This window comes from Lysobacter sp. A286, assembly GCF_054052105.1.
The window spans coordinates 502,869-528,722 of the sequence record NZ_JBSVRJ010000001.1 but is presented as its reverse complement, the minus strand read 5'-3'; the positions used below and the strand labels follow the sequence as shown (position 1 = coordinate 528,722).

Here is a 25,854-nt window from a genome sequence, read left to right as displayed (position 1 = left end):
GGATTTTATTTCCGCTGCGTGGCCGTCTCGTCACGGACGCCGCGAAACTCGGAATCCTTGCTCCAGTCGGGCCATTGTTGCGAGTTGGCCAGGTCGCTGCCCACCACGTACAACAACTGCAGGTCGCGCGCCATTCCGGTGAAGGGCCAGTCGGCCTGCCATTCGTCGGATGGCTGGTGATAGTGCTGGCTCGTGTATTGGTCTTCGAATGCCTTGCCTGCCTCCACGCCGCCGTCGATCAGGTCGTTGCCCGCGCCGAATGACACCGCCGGCACACCACGCTTGGCGAACGAGAAGTGATCGGAGCGGAAGAAGTAGCCAGCCTCCGGCTTGGGATCGGGCGTATAGACCATGTCAAACGCTTTGGCGTCCTTGATCATGGCATCCAGCAAACCCAACTTGGCGTTGCCCGATATGGTGAAATTGCGCGATGGGCCATGCGGGCTCAGCGCATCGGCATTCAACACGCCTGCGGTGGTGGCCAATGGATAGAGCGGGTTGGCGGCGTAATACTCTGACCCCAGCAGGCCTTTTTCCTCGGCGGTCACGGCCAGGAACACGACCGAACGCTCAGGCTGCGGTGCCTCGGTAAAAGCGCGCGCCAATGCAATCAAGGCGACCACGCCGGTAGCGTTGTCCACCGCGCCGTTGTAGATGGGGTCACCGGTGGCATCGGGCTCACCGATGCCCAGGTGGTCCCAGTGCGCGCTATACATCACGGTTTGGTCGGGATGCGTGCTGCCCTCGAGGCGGCCGACCACGTTCTGCGAGGTGATGACTTCGGAGTCGACCTTGAAGTTGGCCGACAGGCTTTCGCCCTCCAGCGCCACCGGCTGGAACGCGCGCGTCTGCGCCTGTTTTTTCAGCTCGGCGAAGTCCAGCCCCGCCTGATCGAACATCTCGACCGCCAGGTCGTGTTGGATCCAGCCTTCCAGTTGGACATGCGCTTCAGCCGGCTGGTCGCGCACGATATCGAACATGGTGTTGGTGTTGGAGTTCTTGACCGTGTCCCAACCGTAGGACGCCGGTGCCGTCTCATGCACCACCAGCATGCCAACGGCGCCGCGCCGCGCGGCCTCTTCATACTTGTAAGTCCACCGGCCGTAATAGGTCATCGCCGGGCCACCAAAGTCGCCCTCGCCGGTCTCGAAATCCGGGTCGTTGACCAGCACCACCGCAATCTTGCCGTGCAGGTCCAGGCCCTTGTAATCGTCCCAGTCGCGCTCCGGCGCGCTGACGCCATAGCCGACAAACACCAGCGGCGCGTCCTTGACGTCGACGGAGGCAGAGCCATCCATCGGTGCGCGGATCGCGATTTCCTCACCCTGGGTCAGTGCTCGCGCTTTGCCCTCCACGGTCAGCGTCAGCGTTGGCACGCCAACGATATTGCTGCGCGCCAGCGGCACCGCCTGGGTCCACGCACGCTTGCCGTCCTTCAGGTCGCCGCCGGGCTCGAGGCCAGCGTCTTTCATCCCGTTGACGATGTAGTCGACGGTCCTGGCTTCCGCTGGAGTCGCGGGTGCCCGACCCTCGAACGCATCGGAAGAGAAAGCTTTCACTTCATCCGACAGTTGTTGCGGATTGAATGTCGGCAGGTCGGCGGCAAATGCGAACGAGCACGCGGGCAGGACAAGCGCGGAAAGGAGCAATCGTTTCAAGGTAGCTACCTGTGCGGAGGCGGTTGACCGGCTGATGCTAGCACTGGTTGCTTTGGGGTTATCCCTGAACCATCACCCGGCAAACGCTTCGGCTGCAAGCACGCCACTCATCAATGACGTCGTACTGTCCGAAGCGTGAAGGGTGGTTATGCTGCGTGCGTGAATACCTATGTTGCCCTGCTGCGCGCCGTCAACGTCGGCGGCACCGGCAAGCTGCCGATGACCGTACTGCGCACCCTGTGCGAGGACGCCGGGTTCGAGAACGTACGCACCTACATCGCCAGCGGCAATGTGGTGTTTGACACCGTAGCGACGCCCTCGCAGGCGAAGAAAACGCTGGAGGCGAGCCTGCAGCGCCATGCCGGAAAGCCAATCGGCGTGGCATTGCGCACCGGCACCGAGATGGCGGCGGTGTTGGCCGCCAACCCATTCCCCAACGCCGCACCCAACCGCACGGTGGCGATCTTCCTCGACAAGGCACCGCCCGCTGATTCGCTGGACCACGCCAGCGGACGCAACAGCGAGGATTTCGCGCTCGGCAAGCGCGAGATTTACGTGCACTACGGTGACGGCATGGCAGATTCGAAGCTGAAGATTCCTGCCGCGAAAACCGGTACGGCGCGCAACATGAACACCATAGGCAAGCTAGCCGGGATGGCGGGATCGTCCCTGGGCGCGCCATGGACCGGTTCAGTGAACCGTTTCAAGAAGTGAACCCTGCCCCGGTCACTCTGCTCCCGCAGAGTCGCACTCAGGTCGCCAACCGCTGGCGTCGAATAATGCCGCCGCGATCTCCGGACGTACATCGAGCAGCTCGACGATGGCCTGCTGTCGGTCATCCGCGGCGTTGACGTAGGCGCGCGCGATGCGATGGCCGATCCAGTAGCCGAGGTCGCCCCGGCGGCTGTCGTCACCGGGACCGTTATAGAGCCAGCGCGACATCTCGGCACCGTCCTTGTCGGCGAGGAACTCGCGCCCAAGCGTGCATTCGCGATCATGCGTCCAGCTCTGCAGGTGGGCATTGGCCACCTGCCCGGAGATCAACTCGCCAACATATTCCGCCCCACCCTCCAGCAGCACCTGATACAGCAGTGTGGGCTCGGTAACCTCAACCGCAGCGCCGTGTTGCTGCACGTGCACATACTCATGCGCGATCAAATGGACGAACCGGTCGTCGATTTCGGGCTGCATCCAATCGGCGTTGCACAGCGTCTCCAGCCCGATGACCACCCCCGCCGGCGTGGTGACGCCGCCGGTGGTGCCACGGCCAACCAAGATGGTAACCGGTGGAAAACGTGCCGACGGCAATACCGTCCCCAGCTCTGCCAAAGCACCGACCACCCGGTTGCTTATCTCCGGCAAGCGCGTCGCGCAGGTGCGGGCTTTGTCGAACAACGCCGGCTTGTCGACGATGGCCTGGGCCAACCGCTCCATCGACCCGATCCGGATGTCATTGAAGTCGCGCAACGCGTCGCTGCCCACGTCCAGGTAGCCGCGTCGCAACGCCTCGGCATCGGGCTTGCCGTGGGCTGCATCGAATGTCTGGAAAAAGCGCGTGACGTCGTCGCTGTGCACCTCGGCCGGGTTATCGCCCGATCCAGCCTCCCCCGAGAGCGCAGGCAGCGGCAATCCCGCAGCCAGCAGCACCGCCAATACACCTGACTTCGTCCTGCGCCGCGGTGTGCTCACCGGAGGCGCGATTGCGGTCTGGTCCATCAAATCCGTCCTGAGTCGTGATCGGGCCGATCAGGATACCGGCACGGTTCCTGCCACGTGAACCCCGCCGGCACCGGAGAAGCTGTTCATTCCTGGCTCCGCGCTGGAAGCATGTAAAATTACCGGTTTTCCGAAGCGGTCATGCCGCAGCGAATATGCGGCAGCAAAACATGGCCAAGGCACCTCCACGGACGCCCGTTCCCGGCCCGGCATTCATCCGCCTGTTGGTTCGCCTCACCGAGTCCGACATCCAGCCGTCCAGGCACACGTTGTCGGATCGACTGAGTCAATGGATCGACTGGAACCGCGCGGTTGCCCTGTCCCGGGCCCTGGATGGCCGGGTTCCCGCCGCCGCTACCGAGGTGCCGGATTTTGACGGCAGCGAGGCATCCGAATGCGCGCGCGTTCGCACCGCGTTGGTGAAGGCCATTGTCCAGGCATCGGCTGCGGTCGAGACGGGCGCATCCGGTTCCGGCGTGGACGCTGCGGTGGTGGATTACACCGCCGTTGGTGGCTGTTATCTCGACATGCAGCGGACGATGCAGGCGGCGACCGGTCGCCTGCGCGGCCAGCTGCGCGACCGGCTCACGCGCGAGTCGGTCGATCTGGCCCGGCTCGCGGAAGTCGATGCGGTAATGGAGCAGACCTTGAGTCCGCGCGAGAACACCTTGCTGGCCACCGTGCCGGCCCTGCTGGGACAACACTTTTCCCGTCTTCACGCTGCCGGCCAGAGCCCGTTGACCGACCCGGAAGCCTCCGCTGGCAGCAACGCCATCCAGCCCGACGCCTGGCTGGAGAGGTTCCACAAGGACGTGCAGGGCCTGCTGCTGGCCGAACTGGAACTGCGTTTTCACCCTGTTGAAGGCCTGCTTGCAGCGTTTCGCACCCGATAGCTGGAACCCCGATGCCCAAAAATGCCCTTCTGTTTGTCGTGTTCCTGCTCGGTCTGCTCGCCGTGGGCTGGATCGGCGCTGGTTATATCGGCTCCAACCTGCTCGGGGTCGGCGTCACCGTAATGATCGGCGCCTGCTACCTCGCCGGCGCGCTGGAGTTGCATCGCTACCGCCACGCCAGCGCCTCGCTGACACGCGCCATGGCAGACGCAGGCAGCGCCGTCTCCGACCTTGGCGACTGGGTCGGCCGTCTGCACCCAAGCCTGCGCAATGCGGTGCGATTGCGGATTGAAGGTGAGCGCGTGGCGCTGCCGGGGCCGGCGTTGACACCGTATCTGGTCGGCCTGCTGGTGCTGCTGGGCATGCTTGGCACGCTGATGGGCATGATGGCGACCCTGCGCGGCACTGGCCTGGCGCTGGAAAGCGCGAGCGATCTGGAGGCGATTCGCGGCTCCCTGGGCGCACCGGTAAAGGGCCTGGCGTTCGCGTTCGGCACTTCGATCGCCGGCGTGGCCGCCTCGGCAATGCTCGGCCTGTTGTCCGCACTGTGCCGGCGCGAACGGCTGCAGGCGGTGCAGCAGCTCGACGTGGAAATCGCGACCACCCTGCGCCCGCACTCACAAGCCTGGCGGCGCGACGAAGCCTTCCAACTGCTGCAACAACAGACAGCGTTGATGCCGACACTGGTCGACCGGCTGCAGTCGATGATGACCAGCCTTGAGCAGCACAACCTCACCGCCAGCGAACGGCTGGCCGCCCAGCAACAGGAATTCCACGCCCGCGCCGAGGCGTCCCATGTGCGCCTGGCCTCCTCGCTGGAGCAGTCCCTGAAGACCGGCGTCAGCGACAACGCCCAAGCCGTCGTTGCCGCGCTGCAACCGGTGGTGGCAACCACGATGGCCGGCCTCGCGCGCGAAACCGCATCACTGCATACCCAGGTCAGCCAGGCGGTACAGCAGCAACTGGACGGACTGTCGACCGGCATCGAGACAGTGACCAGCGCCGCCGCCGAGCACTGGACCGCCGCCGTGGCCGAGCAGCAGCAAGCCAACAACACCCTCGTCGCTGATCTGGGCGGCACGCTGGCACGCCAGCAAACCCTCAACGAACAGCTCGCGGCTCGCAACGAGCAGGCGCTCGCCACCGCCGCGACAAACTTCGATGATCGTGCCGGCGCGCTCGTCAACGTCCTGCAGCAAGCACATGCGGAGCTGCAAAAGGAGCTGGAGTCCCGCGACCAGCAGCGGCTGGCGCAATGGACCGACGCGTTCGGCGCCATGCTCGAAGAGCGCACCCGTCTGCTGGGCACCCTGGAAACGTTGCTCGATGCCGTCAACCACGCCTCCACCGAGCAGCGCACCGCGGCGGCGCATGTCAGCGCCGGCGCAGTCGAGGTGGCCAGCCTCGGCGATGCCTTCGGCGCAGCAGTGCAAGTGTTCGGCACGTCGACCGACGCCCTGGCCGAGCGCCTGCAGCACATCGAGACCGCACTCGACAAGTCGATGACCCGCAGCGACGAGCAACTGGCCTACTACGTCGCCCAGGCGCGGGAGGTCGTCGACCTGAGCCTGTTGTCGCAGAAGCAGATCATCGGCGAGCTGCAACACCTCGCCACCTCGCGCACAGCAGCCGAGGCGTAAACCGGATGAGCGACGAGATCGAACTGGATGACGAATCCACCTCGACCACCTGGGCCGCGTTTGGCGACCTGATGTCGGTGCTGCTGGGTGCGTTCGTGCTTATCCTGGCCGGCGTCATCGGCGTGCAACTGCAGCTGTCCAACCAACTGGACGAAGCGGTCAGGCAACGCCAGGCCGAAGCGCAACGCCTGAAGACCCTGGAGCAGGCCCTTGCCGCACCGTTGGCTACCGGTCGTGTCACCGTCATCAACGGCCGCATCGGGATCAGCGGCAGCGTGCTGTTCGCGCTCAACTCCGACCAGCTCCAGCCCAAAGGCCGCGACATCCTGCGGAGTATTGCCGCGCCGCTGTCGGACTACCTGCAATCGCGCGATGAGATCCTGATGGTGAGCGGCTTCACCGATGACCGGCCGGTGCTGGGCAGCAACCGCCGCTTCGCCGACAACCTGGAACTGTCCGCCGCGCGAGCCATGACCGTCACCCGCAGCCTGATCGCCGATGGGGTGCCGGCATCGTCGGTGTTCGCCGCCGCATTCGGGGCCGAGCAGCCGGTCAGCTCCAATGCCGACGAAGCCGGGCGGGCGAGGAACCGCCGCGTGGAAATCGCCCCGATTCCCCGGTCCGAAACGAGCTCAGCGCCCGATGCCGGGTAAGACGACCGACGTCCGCACGCAGCTCGACGCCCGGCGCGAGCAAGGTGCCGACCACGCGGGCCCGGGAGAAAGCGCCGACGTCCCGGCACCCAGCCCGCTGCGCGCATTGCTCGACCATATCGACGCGACTCGTGGATCCGCCGCCCCGCTTCCCCATCCGGACCACGCAGCGCTACCGGTATTGGCCGAGTTCCAGCAACTGTGGAATCGCGTCCGCACCGACAGCCAGCTGCGCCGATCCCTAGATGCGGTCCCCGAGGATGCCGGCCCACTGCATTCCAGCGCCCTGCTCCACCGCGCGATGCGCCTGATGCACGACGCCTCACCGGGCTATCTGCAGCACTTCATCGGCTACGTCGATGCGCTGTCATGGATGGAGCAGTTGCAGGAGGATGGCGTGCTGGAACCACCCACCCCCGCCCGCAGCGGCAAGACACGCCCGCGCAAGCGCACGAAACCCCGGCGCACCTAGGGACGGTCCGGCATCGCCGCTCAGACCTGCTTTATTCCCCGCGCGACGGGATCGCAAGCCCACGCTGGACGGCCGGGCGCGCCAGTCCGCGTTGCAACCAGGCATCGACATGGGCAAAGCCGTCATAGCCGACCAGCTCGCGCGCCTCGTAGAACGTGATCAGGTTGTTCACCCATCCCAGGGTGGCGATGTCGGCGATGGTGTAGTCGTCACCCATCAGCCACGTACGGCCGTCGAGCCGCGCATCGAGCACGCCGAGCAGGCGTTTGGACTCGTCGACATAGCGCTGCTTCGGACGCGGATCCTCGATGTCCTTGCCGGCGTATTTGTGGAAGAACCCGAGCTGGCCGAACATCGGCCCGATCGACGCCATCTGGAAGAACACCCACTGGATGGTCTCCCAGCGCCGCGCCGGATCGGCAGGGATGAAACGGCCGGTTTTGTCGGCCAGGTACAGCAGGATCGCCCCGGACTCGAACAACCCCAGCGGCTGCCCGCCCGGCCCGTCCGGATCGATCATCGCGGGGATCTTGCCGTTGGGATTGAGTGACAGGAATTCCGGTGTGTGGCTGTCGTCCTGCGCGATGTCGACCAGATGCGGCTCGTACGCCAGCCCGGTCTCCTCGAGCATGATCGAGGCCTTCACCCCGTTGGGCGTATTGAGCGAGTACAGCTGGATGCGCTCGGGATGTTGCGCCGGCCAACAGCGTGTTATCGGGAAGGCGGACAGGTCGGGCACGGCGGCTCCTGGTCAATGTCTGGAATGGCCCAGCTTAGAACGATCGGTCTGGATTGGCACAGCCCCGGATGGAACGGACCGTCGCCATGTCTGCGCCGGCATGACCATCCGGCAAAGTGGCCTGCCGGTACTGACGGGTGTCGATTTCCCGCCCCGTCGTTCGTCGTTTCACGACACCCCCCGCAAAGAAGGAGACACGACATGTCCTACATCGACGGCTTCGTCATCGCGGTTCCGACCGCGAACAAGCAGAAATTCATCGACCACGCCAAAACCGGCGATTCGGTGTTCATGGAATACGGCGCCACCCGCGTGGTCGAGTGCTGGGGCGACGACGTCCCGGCCGGCAAGCAGACCGACTTCCAGCGCGCGGTGCAGGGCAAGGAAGACGAGACGATTGTCTTCTCCTGGATCGAATGGCCCGACAAGCCGACCCGCGACGCCGGCATGGAGAAGATGATGAAAGACCCGCGGATGGATCCGGAGACCAACCCGATGCCGTTCGACGGCGCGCGGATGATCTATGGCGGGTTCCAACCCGTCGTGGAGCTGGGGTCGCGCTGATCCCGAGCGCCCGGCCTCGTCGATGGCAAAACCCGGGTCAGGCTTACTTTCCTGAAAGCCTGCCCCGGTTCATTGGAACGTCTTATGCCAGCCAACCACGCCCGATCGACCGGTGCGCGAACCACACCAGCAACGCGGCAATCACGGTAACCAGGACGGGCATGGGCAGCGACTGCGCGGCGCCCAGCACTTCGAGCATGCGGCCGGGAAACAGGCAATAGCCGAACAGCACTACCACCGCGACCAGCGACACCCAGAACACCGGCAGCGCCAGCCGCCTGCCCATCATCAGCAGGATCGAGCCCAGCGTGCCCGCGACGACGGCCGCGCAGTTGAGCGCCCACAGCCAGTCGGGGAATCCCTCCTGCAGGCTGCGTTGGGCCTCGGGCAGCTGCGCCAACTGATCGGGCGTCATCGTGTACTGCAGGTAGAACATCGCCAGGCCAAACAGGTTCCACAGCAACGCCAGCACGGCCACGACCCAGAACCAGGCCGGACGCGTCACGACAGGTGCGTTCATGTGCTTCTCCCCAAACCGGTTTTCGGGCATCGGATCGATGCGAGGCTGATCTTAGCGCCTCCCCCCGGCCGCCCCGAAGACCAACCCGATGCCGTTCGACGGTGGCGGATGATCTATGGCTTCTTCAGCTGCTTCTTCTTCGCTGATGCCAGTTGCCCGATGCTGCTGTCGGGCGTCGGCAGCTCTTCCGGCATGGTGCCGCCCAACTCATCGATGGTCTGGCGTACTTTGTGCCCGACCTCGAAGTGCGTCCGGTTGGCCTCCGTCTTGCCGCGCACCTCGTCGCGGCGCAGCTTCTCCTCGGTCTGCGTGGCGCGGAACAGGTTGGCCGCCAGTTCGGTGCTGCCCATGTGATCGAGGATCTTCATTTTCTACTCCGTGGTTTACCCGGGAACAGACTGCATCCGACGCCCCCTCCATACTACGTTACGCAGTCAAGCATGACCGGTACGTAGACCCCGGCTTAAAGATGAATCGGGCGCATCGACTGCCCAGGACCTTCACCTCGGATTGATCCGCGCGCGTGAATGCTCAACTGGTGATTCCACTAGCCCGGAGGATGTATGAAAAATCTCACTGTTCTGACCTTGGCGCTGGCCGCCGCCTGCGCATCCACCGCTGCGATCGCACAGGACGCGCTGACCGAGCAGGACGTACGCGCGCAGCTCACGGCCGAGGGTTACACCAAGGTCAATGACGTGGAGTTCGAAGATGGCGTATGGAAGGCCGATGCGCGCAGCGCCGACGGCAACCGGACGGAGGTGCGGATCGACCCCGCGACCGGCAAAATCTACCCTGACACCCAGGTCGCACAAATGAGCGAAGCCGACGTGCGCGCGCAGCTCGCGGCAGCCGGCTACGTCAACGTGCATGACGTCGACTACGAAGACGGCATCTGGAATGCCGAGGCCGACGATCCGCAGGGTATGGATGTCGAACTCAAGATCGACCCGGCCACCGGCGAGGTCATCGGCACCGCGAAGGATTGACGCACGTGTGAAGCCCAAGTGGTGACGGCGGGGCTGTCGGAAGTCGAAAGCCCCGTGTCGCCCGATCAGTGTTGAGGCGCAACCCCCAGGTAGGCGCCGGCGATATCAAGCGTGGCCCACAGCTCTTTGCGCTCGATCGCGTACGAGCGGTCGAACAACTGCTCCGCCGTCGCGCGGTCACCATCGAGCAGGTAGTAGGTGCCGACTTCGGCCAGGTCCTTCTCGTCCTTCGGGTTGTCGAGCAGGTAGCGGTCGAACAGCGGCCGCGCTTTCTCCCACTCGCCGGCTTCCTGGTAGACGCGGGCGATACGGAACACGTCGCTGTCCTCATGCTTGCCGGTCAGCAGCGCGTCGAAGATCGCCTGCCCTTCTGCCTTGAACCCGCCGAGGTAATAAACCCGCCCCACCCCGATGCGCTCCCAGCTGCCGTTCTTGCCGGCCTGCGCGAGGGCGATGTCGAGCAGCGTATGCGCCGCTTCACGTGCATCCTTGTCGTGGTAGTCCGCCGGCGCTGGCTCGCGTTTCGCGCCGTAACCCACGCCCATGCCCATGACAAAAACCACGGCCACCGAGGCCGCTACGATCCACTTCTTCATTCCCCTTCCCCCTGATGTGATGACAGCGCCACGTGGGCGCAATGAGTGCAACGACATGATCGTACCGGAGCGGGTTGCGGCTTAATCGTCCCGGCCGACCATCGGCAGCTTCAACCCCTGCTCTTTCGCACACGCCTTCGCGATCTCATACCCCGCATCCGCATGCCGCATCACGCCGGTGGCCGGGTCGTTCCACAACACACGCGCGATGCGCTTGTCGGCGGCCTCGCTGCCATCGCAAACGATGACGATGCCGCTGTGTTGCGAGTAACCCATGCCGACGCCGCCGCCGTGGTGCAGGCTGACCCAGGTCGCGCCGCCGGCCACGTTGAGCATGGCGTTGAGCAGCGGCCAATCGGACACGGCGTCGCTGCCGTCCATCATCGACTCGGTCTCGCGGTTGGGGCTGGCGACGGAGCCGCTGTCGAGGTGGTCGCGGCCAATCACCACCGGCGCTTTCAACTCGCCGTTGCGCACCATCTCGTTGAACGCCAGGCCGAGCTTGTCGCGCAGGCCAAGGCCGACCCAGCAGATGCGCGCGGGCAAGCCCTGGAACTCGATCCGGTCGCGGGCCATGTCCAGCCAGTTGTGCAGGTGGGCGTCGTCAGGGATCAGTTCCTTGACCTTGGCGTCGGTCTTGTAGATGTCCTCGGGGTCGCCGGACAGCGCCACCCAGCGGAACGGGCCGATGCCCTTGCAGAACAGCGGGCGCACGTAGGCGGGGACGAAGCCGGGGAAGTCGAAGGCGTTGCTGCAGCCTTCGTCGAACGCCATCTGGCGGATGTTGTTGCCGTAGTCGAAGGTCGGGATGCCCAGTTTTTCGAACGCGAGCATCGCTTCGACGTGGACACGCATGGATTGCTTGGCGGCGTCGCGGACTTTCTCGGGGTGCTGCTTCTGCCCGGTGAGCCACTGCTCCACGCTCCAGCCAATCGGCAGGTAGCCGTGCACGGGATCGTGGGCGCTGGTCTGGTCGGTGACGGCGTCGGGGCGCACGCCGCGCTCGATCAGCTGCGGCAGGATCTCCGCGGCGTTGCCCAGCAACGCAATCGACTTGGCTTCGCCGGCGGCGGTGTACTTGGCGATACGGGCCAGCGCGTCATCCAGGTCGCTCGCCTGCTCGTCGACGTAACGGGTCTTCAATCGCATGTCGATGCGGCTCTGCTGGCACTCGATGTTGAGGCTGCTGGCGCCGGCCAGGCTGGCCGCCAGCGGCTGCGCGCCGCCCATGCCGCCCAGGCCGGCGGTCAGGATCCAGCGACCCTTGAGATCGCCGCCATAATGTTGGCGACCCATCTCCACGAACGTCTCGTAGGTGCCCTGGACGATGCCCTGGCTACCGATGTAGATCCAGCTGCCAGCGGTCATCTGGCCGTACATCATCAGGCCCTTCTTATCGAGCTCGTTGAAGTGCTCCCAGGTCGCCCAATGCGGCACCAGGTTGGAGTTGGCGATCAGCACGCGCGGGGCGTCGGCGTGGGTGCGGAAGATGCCGACCGGCTTGCCAGATTGCACCAGCAGGGTCTCGTCGTCTTCGAGGTTCCGCAGCGACTCCAAAATCGCGTCGTACGACTCCCAGTCGCGCGCGGCGCGGCCGATGCCGCCGTAGACCACCAGTTCGGTCGGGTTCTCGGCGACCTCCGCGTCCAGGTTGTTCTGCAGCATCCGGTACGGGGCTTCGGTCAGCCACGACTTGCAGGAGAGCTGGTTGCCGCGCGGGGCACGGATGACACGGCTGGGGTCGACACGCGTGTGAGCTGCGGGGGTGGACATCGGCAACTTCCTGTACGAAGACGGAAAGTCCCATTATCGCACCGCACCCGACAGGCGGTCGGCCGCTGGCGCCGAGTAACGAAGTCCGTTTTTCTGCGTGCCGGGGTCAGCGGATGGCGGGGTCGAGCTTGCGCAATGCATCGGCAAGATCCACCTCACCGGTGCGGCTCAGGTCGGAGCGGCTATAGACGCGGCCATTGGCATTCACGCAATCCTCCGGCTCGAGCGAGGCGACGCGCTGATGATCCATCTGCTCGTGATCCATGTGCTCGTGATCCGCATCCGCACGACCCGTGTCATCGGCACGCGCTACGCGCTCAGCACGTCCGCTTCGGCTCCGGACAATATGGCTGCCGGTATAACGCATGCAATTGTGGCGGGCATCACGCTCGCTCACTTCGGCCTGCGCCGCCACGGCTTGAGCGCTGGCAGGTACGGGTTCACCGGCCTGTGCGACGCAGACCGGCAGGGCGATCAATACACTCAGGGCCAGGTTTTTCATGACGTCACCACGAGGTTGCCAGAGGGGCTGGATCAGCCTTTACCCTACGCCTGCCGTGTTGTGTATGCGGGTATGGCACGAACCATATTCATGGGGTTTTCAGTCTTTCGGCACTTCGAGTTGCAACATCGCATAGCTAGGATTGACTCATGCATTCGATCAAATCGGCGGCACGAGCCGTCCTGCTCACTCTTTCTGCCCTGTCACTGGTGGCTTGCGGCACGTTCCCCGGCTCGCAGGCCACGCGTCCCGGTGACCCGGCCATCGCGCCGCCAGCCACGGTCGTACTGGTCTCGATGGACGGCTTCCGCGCCGACTACCTGGAACTGGGCATCACGCCGAACCTGACCCGGTTGGCGGGCGAAGGTGTACAGGCGGAATGGATGAACCCGTCCTACCCCAGCCTGACCTTCCCGAACCATTACTCGATCGTCACCGGCCTGCGCCCGGACCATCACGGCATTGTCCACAACACGATGCATGACGCGACGCTGGGGGATTTCAGCCTCGGCAATCGGGAAGCAGTCAGCGACGGACGCTGGTGGGATGACGGCGTGCCGGCCTGGGTATCGACCGAGAATGCGGGGCTACCTGCCGCGACGTTGTTCTGGCCCGGTAGCGAGGCGCCCATCACCGGCGTGCAGGCGACGGAATGGTTGCCGTTCGACTCGGATCTGGCGATGGACGTGCGGGTCGACACGGTGCTGGGTTGGCTGGCGAAGCCGGCATCCTCCCGTCCGCGCTTTGTCACGCTGTATTTCGAAGCCGTGGACAGCGCCGGCCATCGGCACGGGCCAGACTCGCCGGAAGTCCACGAAGCGATCCGCGAGGTCGACGCGCAGATCGGCCGGCTGCTCGACGGCTTGGCCGCGCGCGGACTGGCTTCACGGGTCAACCTGATGGTGGTGTCCGACCACGGCATGGCAGCGGTACCGCCGGACCAGCACGTGGCCATTGAGGACATGGTGGACCCGGCCGACGCGACGATGGTGACCGCAGGCCAATCGGTTGGTTTTGCACCCTTGCCCGGGCGCACCGCGATGGCCGAGGCACAACTGTTGGGCACGCATCCGCATTATCAGTGCTGGCGCAAGGCCGACCTGCCGGCGCGCTGGCACTACGGCACCCATCCACGCATCCCACCGATTGTCTGCCAGATGGAGGAAGGCTGGGATGCGCTTCGGAGCGAATGGATTGCCAGCCGCAAAGATGCAGGAACCCGCGGCTCGCACGGATTCGACCCGGCACTGCCATCGATGCGCGCGATTTTCATCGCCCGCGGCCCGGCATTCCTGGAAGGCGCACAGGTGCCGGCATTCGACAATATCGACGTGTATCCCTTGCTGATGGAACTCATCGACGTGGCGCCCGCAAAAAACGATGCCGACGATGACGCCATGAGCACATTGAAGCCTGCCGCCCGCCAGTATTGATGTCCGAATCCGGCGAGTTTGACGCCCGGGCCGGTGCTAGCCTGCACCCATGTCCTCGCCCAATGCTGACGTAATCCCCACCGCCATCGCCGAAGCGCCAGGCACGCCTGACGTACGCGTCTGCGAGCAGGCACGACTGAGCCGCGACGCGCGTTTCGACGGACTGTTCTTCACCGCCGTCACCAGCACCGGGATCTATTGCCGGCCGGTGTGCCCGGCACCGGTCCCCAAGCGCGAAAACGTGAACTATTACCGCAGTGCCGCGGCGGCGGAATCCGCCGGGTTCCGGCCCTGCCTGCGCTGCCGGCCGGAATTATCCCCCGGTGACGACGGCTGGAACCGTGGCGATGCGACGGTGGCACGCGCGCTCAGGCTGATCGAGCAGGGCGCGCTGGCCGATGCGCCACTGGCGACGCTGGCCGACCGCGTCGGTCTGGGCGAGCGACAACTGCGGCGTTTGTTCGTCGAGCATCTGGGCGCCGCGCCGCTTGGGGTGCACGCCACCCGGCGGCTGTTGTTCGCCAAACAGCTGCTGACCGAAACCACGCTGCCGGTCACCGAAGTCGCGTTGGCGGCCGGGTTCGGCAGCCTGCGCCGCTTCAACACCACGTTCCGCGAGGCTTACCGGATGGCGCCACGTGAACTGCGCAAGCTTCCGCGCGACAGCGACAACAGCAATGAAAGTCAGGTACTGACTTTGCGACTGGGCTACCGCCCGCCCTACGATTTCGCGTCGATGCTGGCCTTCCTCGGCACCCGCGCGCTGCCCGGCGTGGAAGTGGTCGATGGCGACACTTATGCACGGGTGATCGCGCCGCCCGACGACACCCCTCTGGCGCCGCCGGGCTGGCTGCGGATCAGCGCCTGGCCGGGTGGCGCCCACGCCTTGCGACTGCAGGTACACGGCGTGGGTTCGACGCGGCTGCTGTCGATCGTCGCGAGACTGCGGCGGATGTTCGATCTGGACGCCGACCCGCAGACCATTGCCACCACCTTGTCGGCCGATCCGAAGCTGCGGCCATTGCTGCACAAACGTCCCGGTCTGCGCCTGCCCAGCGGCTGGGATGGCTTCGAAATCGCGGTGCGCGCGGTGCTCGGACAGCAGGTCAGCGTGGCCGCGGCACGCACGCTGGCCACGCGATTGGCGCACCGGTACGGGCAGCCGCTGGACGCGGCGTTCGCGCCGGGTCTGGAGCACGTTTTCCCCACCGCCGAAGCATTGGCCGATGCCGACCTGTCTACGATCGGCGTTACCCGTGCACGGGCTGAAACGATCCGCAACCTGACCCGCGCGCTGCTCGATGGCCGGGTCGACTTCCGCCCCGAACGCACGCTGGAGGATTTCGTCGCACGCTGGGTCGCGCTGCCGGGCATCGGGCCGTGGACCGCGCACTACATCGCGATGCGTGCGCTCGGCCACCCCGATGCGTTCCCCGCCGAGGACCTGATCCTGCGCCGCGTGGCCAGCGATGATGCGACGCCGCTGACCGCCCGCAAGCTGCTCGCGCGCGCCGAGGCGTGGCGTCCCTGGCGCGCGTACTCGGTGATCCACCTGTGGCGCGACACCGTGCCCGAACCCGGAGCCCTCCCATGACCATCTACACCACGATCGACAGCCCGGTCGGCCCGCTGCTGCTGGCCGCCGACGACGACGGCCTGCGACTGGTCGAGTTCCAGCAATCGCGCCATCACATCAAGCGCAGCGACGATTGGACGGAAGGCGAGCATGCGGTACTCGACGCAACGCATGCGCAACTGGACGAGTACTTCCGCGGCGAACGCGAGCGCTTCGACCTGCCGCTGGCACCGCGTGGCACGGAATTCCAACGTGAAGTCTGGTTCACCCTGGCGACGATTCCCTATGGCGAGACCGTCAGCTACGCGCAACTCGCTGGCCGCGTCGGCCGGCCAACGGCCATGCGTGCCGTTGGCGGCGCGAACGGCCGCAACCCGCTGCCGATCGTGTTGCCCTGCCACCGCGTGATCGGCGCTGACGGCAGCTTGACCGGCTTCGGCGGTGGCCTGCCGACCAAGCAGTTCCTGCTGGAGTTGGAAGGAGTGCTGCCGCGCGTCGACCTGTTTGCCTCCGCCTGAGCCGACTTGCTCGACCCATATGCTCGACCCGCAAGCTAAGTGTGGGCGAGCATCCGTTCGATTTCGCTCCGGCAATGCGAAAGGATCGCGTCGGCATGGAAGTGGCGACCGTTCTCGACCACGCATCGACCGTCCACCCAGGTCTCGCGCACCAGCGGGCGGTTGCCGGCAAACACCCATCGATCAATCGCGTCCTCGTCCCGGGCACCGATAAATTGCGGCGCGCCGACATCCAGCACCACCGCGTCGGCAAACTCGCCCTCGGCCAGGCGACCGATCGCATGGCCGGTCGAGTCGGCGGCGCTGGCGGCCGCGCCATGCACCAGGGTTTCACCCACGCTCGGGGACGCGCTGGTCACGGCGATATTGCGCCGCCGCGTGGACAACCTCTGGCCGTACTCCAGCCAGCGCAGCTCCTCGACCGGCGATACCGAGATGTTGGAGTCCGACCCGATGCCCCAGCGGCCTCCGGCATCGATGTAGTCGGCCAGCCGGAACAGCCCGTCGCCGAGGTTCGCCTCGGTGGTCGGACACAGTGCAACGGTGGCGCCCGATTCGGCGATGCCGGCCAATTCGGCGTCGTCCAGGTGGGTCGCATGCACCAGGGTCCAGCGTCGGTCGACGCCGGCATGGTCGAGCAGCCATTGCACCGGCCGCGCGCCGCGCACCTGCAGGCACTCATCGACCTCCGCGGTCTGCTCGGCAATATGGATGTGGATGCGGCTGTCACCCGGCAATGCCGCGATGACTTCTTTCATCGCCTGCTCCGGCACCGCGCGCAAGCTGTGCAACGCGCAGCCGACCTTCAGCATGGAGTTCTGCTCGGTACGCAAGGTGTCGAGCAGTCGCAGGTAGCTTTCCACGTCGTGGCCAAACCGCTTCTGCCGTGCATCGAGTGCACGTCCGTCAAAGCCACCGGTCATGTACAGCACTGGCAACAGGGTCATGCGGATGCCCACGTCGTGCGCGGCAGCGATCAACGCACGCGACATCGCCGCAGGGTCGTCATAGGGCTTGCCATCGGGCGCGTGGTGCAGGTAATGGAACTCGCAAACGGTGGTGTAACCGGCCTCCAGCATCTCGCTGTACAACTGCGCCGCCACCGCGTGCAACGCTTCGGGCGTGAAGCGGCCGGCGAAGCGATACATCGCCTCGCGCCAGGTCCAGAACGAGTCATCAGGGTTGGTCTGGCGCTCGGCCATGCCCGCCATCGCACGCTGGAACGCATGAGAATGCAGGTTGGCAACCCCCGGCAGCACGCGCTGGTCGGTGGTTCCGCCGTGTTGCCTGCGGGTGATGTGGCCGTGTATGTCGACGTCGAGCTTGACGCCATCCCGCCAACCATCGGGGTGCCATATCCTGGCGTTTGGAATCGTTCTCATGGCCCGATTGTGGCGCGTCGACACGGATCTGGCGACCGCCGGCGGTCTCCTTACAATGGGGCCATGAGCACACATCACGCGACGCCGCACGCACGCCCCCGCCCCGATGACCACGCCGACTCCGACTCTCGATGGGATGGGCTGATGATTGGCGCCTCGTTGGCGACCTTGATGGGCGACACCGGTTACGGCGAGATCACCAACGGCGCACTGGGTTGGAAGGACGGTCTCATCACCTATGCCGGTGCGGTCAGCGACCTGCCAGGCGAGCCATCGCTGCTGACCCGGGAGGTCGTCCAGGCCGATGGCTGGATCACCCCCGGCCTGGTCGATTGCCACACCCACCTGGTGTTCGCCGGCGACCGCGCACGCGAATTCGAGCAGCGCCTGCAGGGTGCCAGCTATCAGGAGATCGCCCAGGCAGGCGGCGGCATCCTGTCCACCGTGCGCGCGGTGCGAGAGGCTGACGAAGCCGAGCTGTTAAGACAGTCGTTGCCGCGCGCGCGCGCGTTGCTGGCCGATGGCGCGACCACCGTGGAGATCAAATCCGGCTACGGGCTGGACTTCGACAACGAACGCAAGATGTTGCGGGTCGCCCGGCAGATCGGAGACATCCTGGGCATTACCGTGCGCACCACCTATCTCGCCGCGCACGCATTGCCGCCGGAGTTCAAGGGCCGCAGCGATGACTACATCGACGCGGTGATCGAGTGGATGCCGCAGCTGCAGGCCGAGGGGCTGGTCGACGCGGTCGATGCATTCTGCGAGGGCATCGGTTTCAACCCGGAACAGACTCGCCGCGTGTTCAAGGCTGCGCGCGCGCTCGGTCTGCCGGTCAAGCTGCATGCCGACCAGCTGAGCGATCTGGGCGGCGCCGGGCTAGTGGCCGAGTTCGGGGGCTTGTCGGCCGACCATATCGAGCACAGCAGTGACGCCGGCATCCGTGCGATGGCGGATGCCGGCGCCGTCGCGGTGCTGCTGCCGGGGGCGTTCCATGTACTGCGCGAGACCACCCTGCCGCCGCTGGATGCCCTTCGCGAGCATGCCGTGGCCATGGCCGTCGCCACCGATTGCAACCCCGGCACCTCGCCGCTGATGTCCCTGCGCCAGGCGATGCAGCTGGCCTGTACTCACTTCCGGTTGACACCGGAGCAGGCACTGCGCGGCGCCACCGTACACGCGGCACGCGCGTTGGGCCTGCACGATCGCGGCGTGCTGGAAGTCGGTGCCCGCGCGGACTTCGTGCAATGGCGGATCAACCATCCTTCCGAGCTGGGGTATTGGCTGGGTGGTGATCTGGCGCAAGCCGTCCATGCCGGCGGGATACGACTGACGTGACCGGCGGACTCGAGTCGCTTTCCAAGCCGCCCGGTTCCCTGTGATCCAAGCCCGCATGTCGCCCCTGATCCCTCCGTGGCACCCCTGGTTTGCCGAGTCTGCGATCATCCTGCGTCGCCGGCTGACATCGGTGTGGATACCGGTAGCGCTGATCGGGTTGGGACTGGGGTTTGCCACCGCGCTGGGCGCCGGCTGGCCCCGCGCCAACGACACCTCTTTTGCCGCCGCAAGCCAGTCTCTGTTGACGCCACTGCTGAACTGGCCGCTGCTGTGCGCATTGATGGTCGGCATTGGCAGCTATGTGCTGGTCAACGCGCGACTGCAGGCCGTTGCCGCGCGACTGCACCAAGGATGGTGGGCGGCGATGCCCATCGATCCCCGCAGCGTAGTGATTGCGTTGTGCATCGTCGCCGGCACCGTCACGGCGCTCTACCTGCTGGCACTGGCATTGGCCCTGAGCGCACTCATCGCGCTGGGTGCGCATGGCGGTATCGGCTTTGCCAGCAGTTGCGCTGCGCTGGCGGTTATCCTTGGCGCCACTGGGGCGCTGGTCGTTGTGTTACGTCGACCACACACGGTCATTGCCGGGTTCGCTCACGTCCATGTCCGTACCCGCCGGGCATTTTTCAACACCGAGTGGTTGCAGGACCGTCAGTTGCCACACCTGTCCGACTGGCAGCGGCGCGAGGTGCGGCTCCGCTGGCGGACCGGCGCAAGCGCCATGCCGGCATGCGCCGCATTGATATTGCTCCCCGTGGGCGCGTCACCGCTGCTCCTGTTGGGGCTGCTGGTATTCCTGTTATCCGCCACCTGGCTTGGACTGGTGCTGCGCGCGTGGGTTCGGATTGCGGCATCGGCTAGCACCTTGTTGCGCGCAACTCCCGCAGGTCCATCGCGTCAACGTCGCGCGACGCGGCGTTATCCACTGTTCGCCTGTGCGTGTGCGTCGACATGCGGCGTGCTGGTCTCTGGGGCGGCGCACTCGTGGATGTTGCTGGTCGGCTGGTCGGTGTTGGTCGTATTGGTGGCCATTCCCGCGCTACCGGCGGCGTGGCGATTGTTCCGGGATTCGAGGATTCATACACGATGACAAACACGTCCTCCGACCGGTCTCCGGCCCTGCAGCTCAATCGGTTGCACTTTGGTTACCATCCGCGACAGCCGGTGCTGCACGACATCAACCTGCAGCTTCCATGCGGCGAATTCGTAGCCTTGATTGGGCCCAATGGCTCGGGCAAGAGCACCTTGCTGCAATGCCTGGTCGGCGGGCAGGCACCGACTACCGGCCAGGTGCTGGTCGACGGCATCGACATGGCCCTTGACCCTCGACGCGCGAAGTCGCAGCTCGGCTTCGCAATCGATCCGACCCTCCTGCCGACGTTGCTGACCGGCCGCGAAGCCCTGCAGCTGTTCTCAGCTACGCGTGGACTGGACGGCATTCCGGAGGCAAGCGTACTGCTCGCCGATGCATTCAAACTATCGCCAGTACTCGACCGACCCATAGGTCAGTACTCGCTGGGAACCAGGCAGAAGCTCGGCATCACGCTGGGCCTGCTCGGCGAGCCGCCCCTGCTGGTATTGGATGAACCGCTGAACGGACTGGATCCGCCGAGTGCGTGGACGCTCAAGCAGCACCTGCAGACGTTGACCCGCGAACACGGTACCACCGTGCTGCTGTCCACCCACTCACTGGATGTCGCCGAGCGTTTCATCGACCGCGCCGTGCTGCTGGTGGAGGGCCGCCTGCATTGCGATTGGGACCGTCACGCCTTGGCGGCAATCCGCAGCGATCCGGCCCAGTCGCTGGAGCAGGCGATGGTGGCGGCACTTGCATGAAAAAGCCCCGCAATGCGGGGCTTTTCAGTCACACCGGCAATGCGCCGATGCTTACTCCTTGGAGACGGTCTTCTTGGCCACGACTTTCTTCGTTGCAGCCTTGCTGACAGCCTTGCTGGCAGCGGACTTCTTCACCACTGGCGCGGCGGCGGTGCCGGTGGCCTTGGTTACGGCCGAGCGGGAGTTGCCGTAGCTGGAGTTGAAGCGCTTGCCCTTGGCGGTTTTACGGTCGCCCTTGCCCATGATGTTGCTCCCGGATGTATAGATGGAAAACTAGCGATAAACCCGCCCATGAGGCGCGGGCGCCGGCGCGAAGCACCAGGCCGCACGTGCCAGCGGGAAGCTGCGTAGCGTAACACGCCGATTATCGCCAGCGAACCGTCAATGCGCGCAGCTGGCGTCGTGGACGTGACTGTGGTTCAGCCGCAGATTGGCCACATGTGCCAACCCGACCAGGGTGCCGCCAAAGGTCATTGCGATCGCGTGCGGAACCAGGCTGTGGTGCAGCGGCGCGTACAGCACCGCCAGCCACAGCACCAGCAAACCGGGGATCAACAACCCCAACGCACGGACGACGCCATGGCGTCGATAACCCTGGATCAGGCTGAACAGCCCCAACAATGTCGCAAAGACCACGAATGCCTGTTCAAAGCGGTCGTTGCCCATGCTGATCAGCCCCAACGCGGGCAACAAGGCGATCACCACCGGTAACAGTGCGCAATGGATGGCGCACAGGATTGAGCCGTAAGCGCCGAGGCGATCGAGTGTGCGGCGGGTTTGTGGAGACATGGGGACCGTGACCTATGGGGGATGAGTTCGTATTGTTATACTATAACATTACGACTCCCCGTCCACGCCACTGTAGCCGATTCTTATGCCCAAACGCTCGTTCCCCCGTCAGCTGCCACTGGTTGCCGCGCTGGCCATCGCCCTGCCGGCGTTCGCCGCCGAGCCGCCCAGCGTGCCCCCCCACGACCACCAGCCGACCGACCTGAGCGCCGTGAAAGTGCGCGCCAACCTGCTGCCCGCTACCGCCGAAGATCTGGTTCACCCTGTGGAGATATTGACCGGCGAGCGACTCGATGCCGCCAAGGCCAGCTCTCTGGGGGAAACGGTGAACAAGCTCCCAGGCGTGCAGTCGTCCTACTTTGGGCCCGGCGTCGGCCGGCCGATCATCCGCGGTTTCGATGGCGCCCGGGTCCAGGTCCTCAGTGATGGGCTTGGCGCTGGCGATGTGTCGACCCTCAGTGCCGATCATGCCGTCAGTATCGAGCCATTCCTCGCCGAGCAGATCGAGGTCCTGAAAGGCCCTTCCACCCTGCTTTACGGTAGCGGCGCCATCGGCGGGGCGGTCAATGTGATCGACGGCCGCATCCCCGAGACGGTCACCACCGCACCGCTGCAGGGCCGCGCCGAACTGCGCGCCGGCAGCGTCAATGACGAGAAGACCGGGATGCTGCGGCTGGACGGCACGTCGGCATCGGGAAATCTGGTGTTTCATGTCGACGCGCTGCATCGCGAGACCGGCGACTACGACATTCCCGGTTTCCCCGAGAGTGCGCGCCAACTGGCCGAGGAAGGCGAAACCCCGGATCCGTCCACTGCCGGCATCCTGCCCAACAGCGCCGTACGTACCGACAGCGGCGCATTGGGCGTGTCATGGATCGGCGAGCGCGGCTTCATCGGTATCGGCCAATCGATGTTCAACACGCGCTACGGCGTGCCGGGCCATTCCCACGGCGCTGACGACGGTCATGACCACGGGCACGATCATGACGCGCATGACGAAGATGAGCACGGCGAAGACGCCGTCCGCATCGTCATGGACCAGCGCCGCTCGGAGCTGCGTGCCGGTCTGGACGAGGTCGGCATGTTCGAGTCGTTGCGGCTGAAGTTCGCCAATACCGAGTACACCCATACCGAATTAGAAGGCCACGATGTCGGAACGGTATTCGACAACACCAGCAAGGAAGCGCGCCTGGAGCTGGTACACAAGCCATGGGGCGCATGGCGTGGCGCGTTCGGAGTGCAGCTGTCGGAACGCGACTTCAACGCGGTAGGCGCGGAGGCATTCGTGCCGGCCACCGAGGGTCGCGACACCGGCCTGTTCTGGATCGGCGAGCGCAACTTCGGCCCGGTCAAGCTGGAGCTTGGTGCCCGCCACGACCGCAACCGGATTGATTCCGCCGCGCAGGCCTTGGCGCCGGAACGGCGCACCTCTCGTAAGTTCGAGGCCCAAAGCGCGTCGGCTGCGGTGAAGTGGGAGGTCAACGACACGTTCCACATGTCGCTGGGCCTGGATCGCGCGCAACGCGTACCGACCGCCGAGGAGCTCTACTCCAATGGCTTGCACGTGGCGACCGGCACAATCGAGATCGGCGATGACGCCCTGGAGGTGGAAACCGCGAACAGGCTCGAGCTCGGCTTCCGCTGGCACGGCGAACGCGTGCAGTTGGGCCTGGCCGCCTACACGATCCAGTACGACGATTTCATCTACCTGAGCACGTTGGAGTCGTTGCGCGATCCGGGCACGACGCTGACCGATGGCGGCACCACCGTCCACCTGTGGAACCAGGCCGATGCGCGCTTCCACGGAATGGAGGCCGAAGCGACGGTCATGCTGGCCGACAACGCCAGCGGTGCATGGGACCTTCGCGTGTTTGGCGACATCGTGCGTGGCGAGCTGGACGAGGGCGGCAGCCGCGATGTCGATCTGCGCGTATTCCACGGCGAGCACGTCCATGGGCACTCCGCCCGGATCGCACTGGACGGCAACCTGCCACGCATCGCCCCGGCCCGCGTCGGCAGCGAGCTTCGCTGGGACCAGGGTCCGTGGCGCGCCTCCGTGGGTGCCGTGCGTTACATGAAGCAGGACCACGTGGCTGCGGATGAAACCGCCACGCCGGGCTACACCCTGGTCGACGCGCACCTGGCCTGGCACGTGGACACCGCGCATGGCAACGCATGGGAGATCTTCCTGGACGGCAGCAACCTGCTCGACGAGGAAGCACGCCCGCACACCTCGTTCCTGAAGGACCTGTCACCACTGCCCGGCCGAGGCATCGCGTTTGGCGTGCGCGCGTTCTTCTGAACGCAGCTACGCCGCTTCCCTGGCGCACTGGGCGCACAGACCGTGGACTTCCAGGGTCTGTGCGCGGGGCAGGAAGCCCAGGGCGCGGGCACGCTTTTCCAATGCCTCCACGATGGAGTCGTCTTCCAGCTCGGTGGCGGACTGGCAGTTGTCGCAGATCAGGAATGGCACCGCGTGTTGTTCGCCACCGGGGTGATGGCAGCCGACAAAGGCGTTGATCGAGGACAGCTTGTGGATGAAGCCGTGTTCGAACAGGAAGTCCAGCGCACGATAGACCGTCGGCGGTGCGGCGGCGTCATGGGTCACCTTCATCTGGTCGAGCAGCTCGTAAGCCTTCATGGGCCGGCCGGCGTCGGCGATCAGGCGCAACGCGCTGGCCCGCAGCGGCGTCAACCGCAGGTTGCGTTGCTCGCAGACACGCTCGACCTCGCGCACGAAGGCATCGCCATCGTGGACGTGGTGTTTCGGATCGGTACAGGCGTGGGCGCGGGTCATGGCCAGGACCTCATATGACCTTTCGTTGTTGCATGATCTAGGTCTCGACCGCCACTTTATCAAGGGCCGCATCGATCCGCTTCAGTGCCTCGACCTGTCCGGCCAGGTACACGGTGTGCGAGATATCCGGGCTGATCTGGGTGCCGGTGATCGCCACCCGTAGCGGCTGGGCAACCTTGCCCATGCCCAGCTCCAATGCGGCGGCGGTCTCGTGCAGGGCGACGCCAACATTGTCGGCGGTCCATTCCGGCAGCGCGGCGAGCCGTTCACGCGCACCGGCCAAAGGTGCACGCGCCGCCGGCTTGAGATGCTTGGCAACCGCGGCCTCGTCGTACTCGAGCAGCGGACCAAACCAGACCGCGGCGCGCTCGGCCATCTCCTTCAGGGTTTGCACGCGGTCACGCAGGGCCACCACGATATCCGCCGCCGCCGGCCCTTTGTCCAGGTCAAACCCCTGTTGTTGCAGGTGCCATTGCAGGTGCTTGCCGACGGCAACCGGATCGTCGCTCTTGAGGTATTGCTGGTTGAGCCAGCCCAGCTTGGCCGGGTCCAGCCGTGCGGGCTTGGAGTGGACATCCTTGAGATCGAACAGCGACTTCATCTCGTCAATCGAGAAGATCTCCTGGTCGCCATGCGACCAACCCAGACGCGCCAGATAGTTGAGCAACGCGTGCGGCAGGTAGCCGGCGTCGCGATACTCGATGACATCCGCCGCGCCGGTGCGCTTGGACAGCTTGGCGCCTTCCGGATCCAGGATCATCGGCAGGTGGGCGAAGTGCGGCACGGTCGCACCGAGGGCCTGGTAGATGTTGATCTGGCGCGGGGTGTTGTTGACGTGGTCGTCGCCGCGGACGACATCGGTGATGCCCATGTCGAGATCGTCCACCACGACGGCGAAGTTGTAGGTCGCGTAACCATCTGGACGGAAGATCACCAGGTCATCCAGCTCGGTGTTGCTGATCTCGATCCGGCCTTTGACCTTGTCGTCCCAGGCGACTACGCCATCGCGCGGATTCCTGAAGCGGATTACCCGGTTGGGATCCTCGCGGTAGCCCGCATCCTGGTCGCGGTAGGCGCCGTTGTAGCGCGGCTTCTCATTGGCAGCGACCAGGGCCTCGCGCATGGCCTCCAACTCGGCCTTGGTCTCGTAGGCGTAATACGCGTGACCGGACGCGACCAGTTGCTCGGCCACCTCGCGGTAACGCTCCAGCCGATGGGTCTGGTAGATCGGGCCTTCATCAAAATCCAGCCCCAGCCATTGCATCGCCTGCAGGATGGCGTCGATTGCGGCCTGGGTGCTGCGCTCGCGATCGGTGTCCTCGATCCGCAGGATGAACTCGCCACCGCGACGACGCGCCTCCAGCCAGCAGTACAACGCAGTACGTGCCCCGCCGATGTGCAGGTAACCAGTCGGGCTGGGGGCGAAGCGGGTGCGGCAGCTCATGCGGGACAACTCCAGGTGGGTGTCCG

General features: G+C 65.5%; 27 protein-coding genes. 14 read left to right on the top strand and 13 right to left on the bottom strand.

Features of this window, described 5'->3' with window-relative positions:
• Window positions 1–5: 5 nt before the first annotated feature.
• The gene (locus ACW7G0_RS02515; RefSeq protein WP_456987420.1) at window positions 6–1,658 is read right to left on the bottom strand and encodes a M28 family metallopeptidase; all 1,653 of its coding nucleotides are present in this window, start codon (window positions 1,656–1,658) and stop codon (window positions 6–8) included.
• 159 nt (window positions 1,659–1,817) lie between these two features.
• On the opposite strand from ACW7G0_RS02515, the gene ACW7G0_RS02510 reads away from it, so the two are divergent.
• A complete protein-coding gene (locus ACW7G0_RS02510) occupies window positions 1,818–2,372 on the top strand; it encodes a DUF1697 domain-containing protein (RefSeq protein ID WP_456987418.1) in 555 nt (184 codons plus the stop codon).
• A 12-nt stretch (window positions 2,373–2,384) separates the two neighbouring features.
• Here the strand turns inward: ACW7G0_RS02510 and ACW7G0_RS02505 are convergent, their stop codons facing one another.
• Complete coding sequence (locus ACW7G0_RS02505; protein WP_456987416.1) at window positions 2,385–3,374, bottom strand: DUF2268 domain-containing putative Zn-dependent protease; 990 nt, start codon at window positions 3,372–3,374, stop codon at window positions 2,385–2,387.
• 170 nt (window positions 3,375–3,544) lie between these two features.
• Between ACW7G0_RS02505 and ACW7G0_RS02500 the strand changes: the two genes are divergently transcribed.
• From ACW7G0_RS02500 to ACW7G0_RS02485, 4 genes are read left to right on the top strand one after another with little or no spacing between them, the layout of a single operon-like run.
• Window positions 3,545–4,267 (top strand): DUF3348 domain-containing protein, encoded by a 723-nt coding sequence (locus tag ACW7G0_RS02500; protein ID WP_456987415.1) that lies wholly within the window; start codon window positions 3,545–3,547, stop codon window positions 4,265–4,267.
• An 11-nt stretch (window positions 4,268–4,278) separates the two neighbouring features.
• On the top strand, window positions 4,279–5,907 hold the full coding sequence (locus tag ACW7G0_RS02495) for a DUF802 domain-containing protein (RefSeq protein ID WP_456987413.1): 1,629 nt from the start codon (window positions 4,279–4,281) through the stop codon (window positions 5,905–5,907).
• 5 nt (window positions 5,908–5,912) lie between these two features.
• The gene (locus ACW7G0_RS02490; protein ID WP_456987412.1) at window positions 5,913–6,560 is read left to right on the top strand and encodes an OmpA family protein; all 648 of its coding nucleotides are present in this window, start codon (window positions 5,913–5,915) and stop codon (window positions 6,558–6,560) included.
• Window positions 6,550–7,032, top strand: a complete 483-nt coding sequence (locus ACW7G0_RS02485; RefSeq protein ID WP_456987411.1) for a DUF2894 domain-containing protein — start codon at window positions 6,550–6,552, stop codon at window positions 7,030–7,032. The genes ACW7G0_RS02490 and ACW7G0_RS02485 overlap by 11 nt, the downstream gene beginning before the upstream one ends.
• Before the next feature lie 31 nt (window positions 7,033–7,063).
• Here ACW7G0_RS02485 and ACW7G0_RS02480 read toward each other — a convergent pair whose 3' ends face one another.
• A complete protein-coding gene (locus tag ACW7G0_RS02480) occupies window positions 7,064–7,771 on the bottom strand; it encodes a glutathione S-transferase N-terminal domain-containing protein (protein ID WP_456987410.1) in 708 nt (235 codons plus the stop codon).
• A gap of 201 nt (window positions 7,772–7,972) precedes the next feature.
• Between ACW7G0_RS02480 and ACW7G0_RS02475 the strand changes: the two genes are divergently transcribed.
• Window positions 7,973–8,335, top strand: coding sequence for a DUF1428 domain-containing protein (locus tag ACW7G0_RS02475; RefSeq protein ID WP_456962173.1), 363 nt, complete (start codon window positions 7,973–7,975; stop codon window positions 8,333–8,335).
• An 82-nt stretch (window positions 8,336–8,417) separates the two neighbouring features.
• Here the strand turns inward: ACW7G0_RS02475 and ACW7G0_RS02470 are convergent, their stop codons facing one another.
• Both ACW7G0_RS02470 and ACW7G0_RS02465 read right to left on the bottom strand, forming a co-directional pair.
• Window positions 8,418–8,855: a hypothetical protein gene (locus ACW7G0_RS02470; protein ID WP_456987408.1), complete on the bottom strand. Its 438-nt coding sequence runs from the start codon at window positions 8,853–8,855 to the stop codon at window positions 8,418–8,420.
• 113 nt (window positions 8,856–8,968) lie between these two features.
• Window positions 8,969–9,223, bottom strand: a complete 255-nt coding sequence (locus tag ACW7G0_RS02465) for a hypothetical protein (RefSeq protein ID WP_456987407.1) — start codon at window positions 9,221–9,223, stop codon at window positions 8,969–8,971.
• Between the two features lie 195 nt (window positions 9,224–9,418).
• Between ACW7G0_RS02465 and ACW7G0_RS02460 the strand changes: the two genes are divergently transcribed.
• Window positions 9,419–9,844, top strand: coding sequence for a PepSY domain-containing protein (locus tag ACW7G0_RS02460; protein WP_456987405.1), 426 nt, complete (start codon window positions 9,419–9,421; stop codon window positions 9,842–9,844).
• A gap of 65 nt (window positions 9,845–9,909) precedes the next feature.
• On the opposite strand, the gene ACW7G0_RS02455 is transcribed toward ACW7G0_RS02460, so the two are convergent.
• The 3 genes from ACW7G0_RS02455 to ACW7G0_RS02445 form a co-directional block, all read right to left on the bottom strand.
• On the bottom strand, window positions 9,910–10,440 hold the full coding sequence (locus ACW7G0_RS02455; RefSeq protein WP_456987403.1) for a tetratricopeptide repeat protein: 531 nt from the start codon (window positions 10,438–10,440) through the stop codon (window positions 9,910–9,912).
• An 81-nt stretch (window positions 10,441–10,521) separates the two neighbouring features.
• Window positions 10,522–12,213: a urocanate hydratase gene (gene hutU, locus ACW7G0_RS02450; protein WP_456987401.1), complete on the bottom strand. Its 1,692-nt coding sequence runs from the start codon at window positions 12,211–12,213 to the stop codon at window positions 10,522–10,524.
• 106 nt (window positions 12,214–12,319) lie between these two features.
• Window positions 12,320–12,715 carry a hypothetical protein gene (locus ACW7G0_RS02445; protein WP_456987400.1) on the bottom strand — a complete coding sequence of 132 codons (396 nt, stop codon included), beginning with the start codon at window positions 12,713–12,715 and terminating at the stop codon, window positions 12,320–12,322.
• 149 nt (window positions 12,716–12,864) lie between these two features.
• Between ACW7G0_RS02445 and ACW7G0_RS02440 the strand changes: the two genes are divergently transcribed.
• From ACW7G0_RS02440 to ACW7G0_RS02430, 3 genes are read left to right on the top strand one after another with little or no spacing between them, the layout of a single operon-like run.
• Window positions 12,865–14,148, top strand: coding sequence for an alkaline phosphatase family protein (locus tag ACW7G0_RS02440; RefSeq protein ID WP_456987399.1), 1,284 nt, complete (start codon window positions 12,865–12,867; stop codon window positions 14,146–14,148).
• 49 nt (window positions 14,149–14,197) lie between these two features.
• Window positions 14,198–15,742 carry an AlkA N-terminal domain-containing protein gene (locus ACW7G0_RS02435; protein WP_456987397.1) on the top strand — a complete coding sequence of 515 codons (1,545 nt, stop codon included), beginning with the start codon at window positions 14,198–14,200 and terminating at the stop codon, window positions 15,740–15,742.
• On the top strand, window positions 15,739–16,242 hold the full coding sequence (locus tag ACW7G0_RS02430) for a methylated-DNA--[protein]-cysteine S-methyltransferase (protein WP_456987396.1): 504 nt from the start codon (window positions 15,739–15,741) through the stop codon (window positions 16,240–16,242). Before ACW7G0_RS02435 ends, ACW7G0_RS02430 begins: the two co-directional genes overlap by 4 nt.
• 35 nt (window positions 16,243–16,277) lie before the next feature.
• Here ACW7G0_RS02430 and ACW7G0_RS02425 read toward each other — a convergent pair whose 3' ends face one another.
• Window positions 16,278–17,624: a formimidoylglutamate deiminase gene (locus tag ACW7G0_RS02425; RefSeq protein WP_456987394.1), complete on the bottom strand. Its 1,347-nt coding sequence runs from the start codon at window positions 17,622–17,624 to the stop codon at window positions 16,278–16,280.
• Window positions 17,625–17,768: 144 nt separating this feature from the next.
• Between ACW7G0_RS02425 and hutI the strand changes: the two genes are divergently transcribed.
• From hutI to ACW7G0_RS02410, 3 genes are read left to right on the top strand one after another with little or no spacing between them, the layout of a single operon-like run.
• On the top strand, window positions 17,769–18,962 hold the full coding sequence (gene hutI, locus ACW7G0_RS02420) for an imidazolonepropionase (protein ID WP_456989432.1): 1,194 nt from the start codon (window positions 17,769–17,771) through the stop codon (window positions 18,960–18,962).
• Window positions 18,963–19,017: 55 nt separating this feature from the next.
• A complete protein-coding gene (locus tag ACW7G0_RS02415) occupies window positions 19,018–20,052 on the top strand; it encodes a hypothetical protein (protein ID WP_456987392.1) in 1,035 nt (344 codons plus the stop codon).
• Entirely contained in the window at window positions 20,049–20,798 is a 750-nt protein-coding gene (locus ACW7G0_RS02410) for an ABC transporter ATP-binding protein (RefSeq protein WP_456987391.1), read from the top strand. The genes ACW7G0_RS02415 and ACW7G0_RS02410 overlap by 4 nt, the downstream gene beginning before the upstream one ends.
• A gap of 51 nt (window positions 20,799–20,849) precedes the next feature.
• Here the strand turns inward: ACW7G0_RS02410 and ACW7G0_RS02405 are convergent, their stop codons facing one another.
• Complete coding sequence (locus tag ACW7G0_RS02405; protein ID WP_456962183.1) at window positions 20,850–21,041, bottom strand: 30S ribosomal protein THX; 192 nt, start codon at window positions 21,039–21,041, stop codon at window positions 20,850–20,852.
• A 138-nt stretch (window positions 21,042–21,179) separates the two neighbouring features.
• The gene (locus ACW7G0_RS02400) at window positions 21,180–21,587 is read right to left on the bottom strand and encodes a MerC domain-containing protein (RefSeq protein WP_456962184.1); all 408 of its coding nucleotides are present in this window, start codon (window positions 21,585–21,587) and stop codon (window positions 21,180–21,182) included.
• Between the two features lie 85 nt (window positions 21,588–21,672).
• On the opposite strand from ACW7G0_RS02400, the gene ACW7G0_RS02395 reads away from it, so the two are divergent.
• The gene (locus ACW7G0_RS02395; RefSeq protein ID WP_456987389.1) at window positions 21,673–23,889 is read left to right on the top strand and encodes a TonB-dependent receptor domain-containing protein; all 2,217 of its coding nucleotides are present in this window, start codon (window positions 21,673–21,675) and stop codon (window positions 23,887–23,889) included.
• Window positions 23,890–23,895: 6 nt separating this feature from the next.
• Here the strand turns inward: ACW7G0_RS02395 and ACW7G0_RS02390 are convergent, their stop codons facing one another.
• Together ACW7G0_RS02390 and gltX are read right to left on the bottom strand one after the other, a co-directional pair.
• Window positions 23,896–24,384 carry a transcriptional repressor gene (locus ACW7G0_RS02390; protein ID WP_456987388.1) on the bottom strand — a complete coding sequence of 163 codons (489 nt, stop codon included), beginning with the start codon at window positions 24,382–24,384 and terminating at the stop codon, window positions 23,896–23,898.
• A gap of 37 nt (window positions 24,385–24,421) precedes the next feature.
• Window positions 24,422–25,828: a glutamate--tRNA ligase gene (gene gltX, locus ACW7G0_RS02385; RefSeq protein WP_456987386.1), complete on the bottom strand. Its 1,407-nt coding sequence runs from the start codon at window positions 25,826–25,828 to the stop codon at window positions 24,422–24,424.
• Window positions 25,829–25,854: the final 26 nt, after the last annotated feature.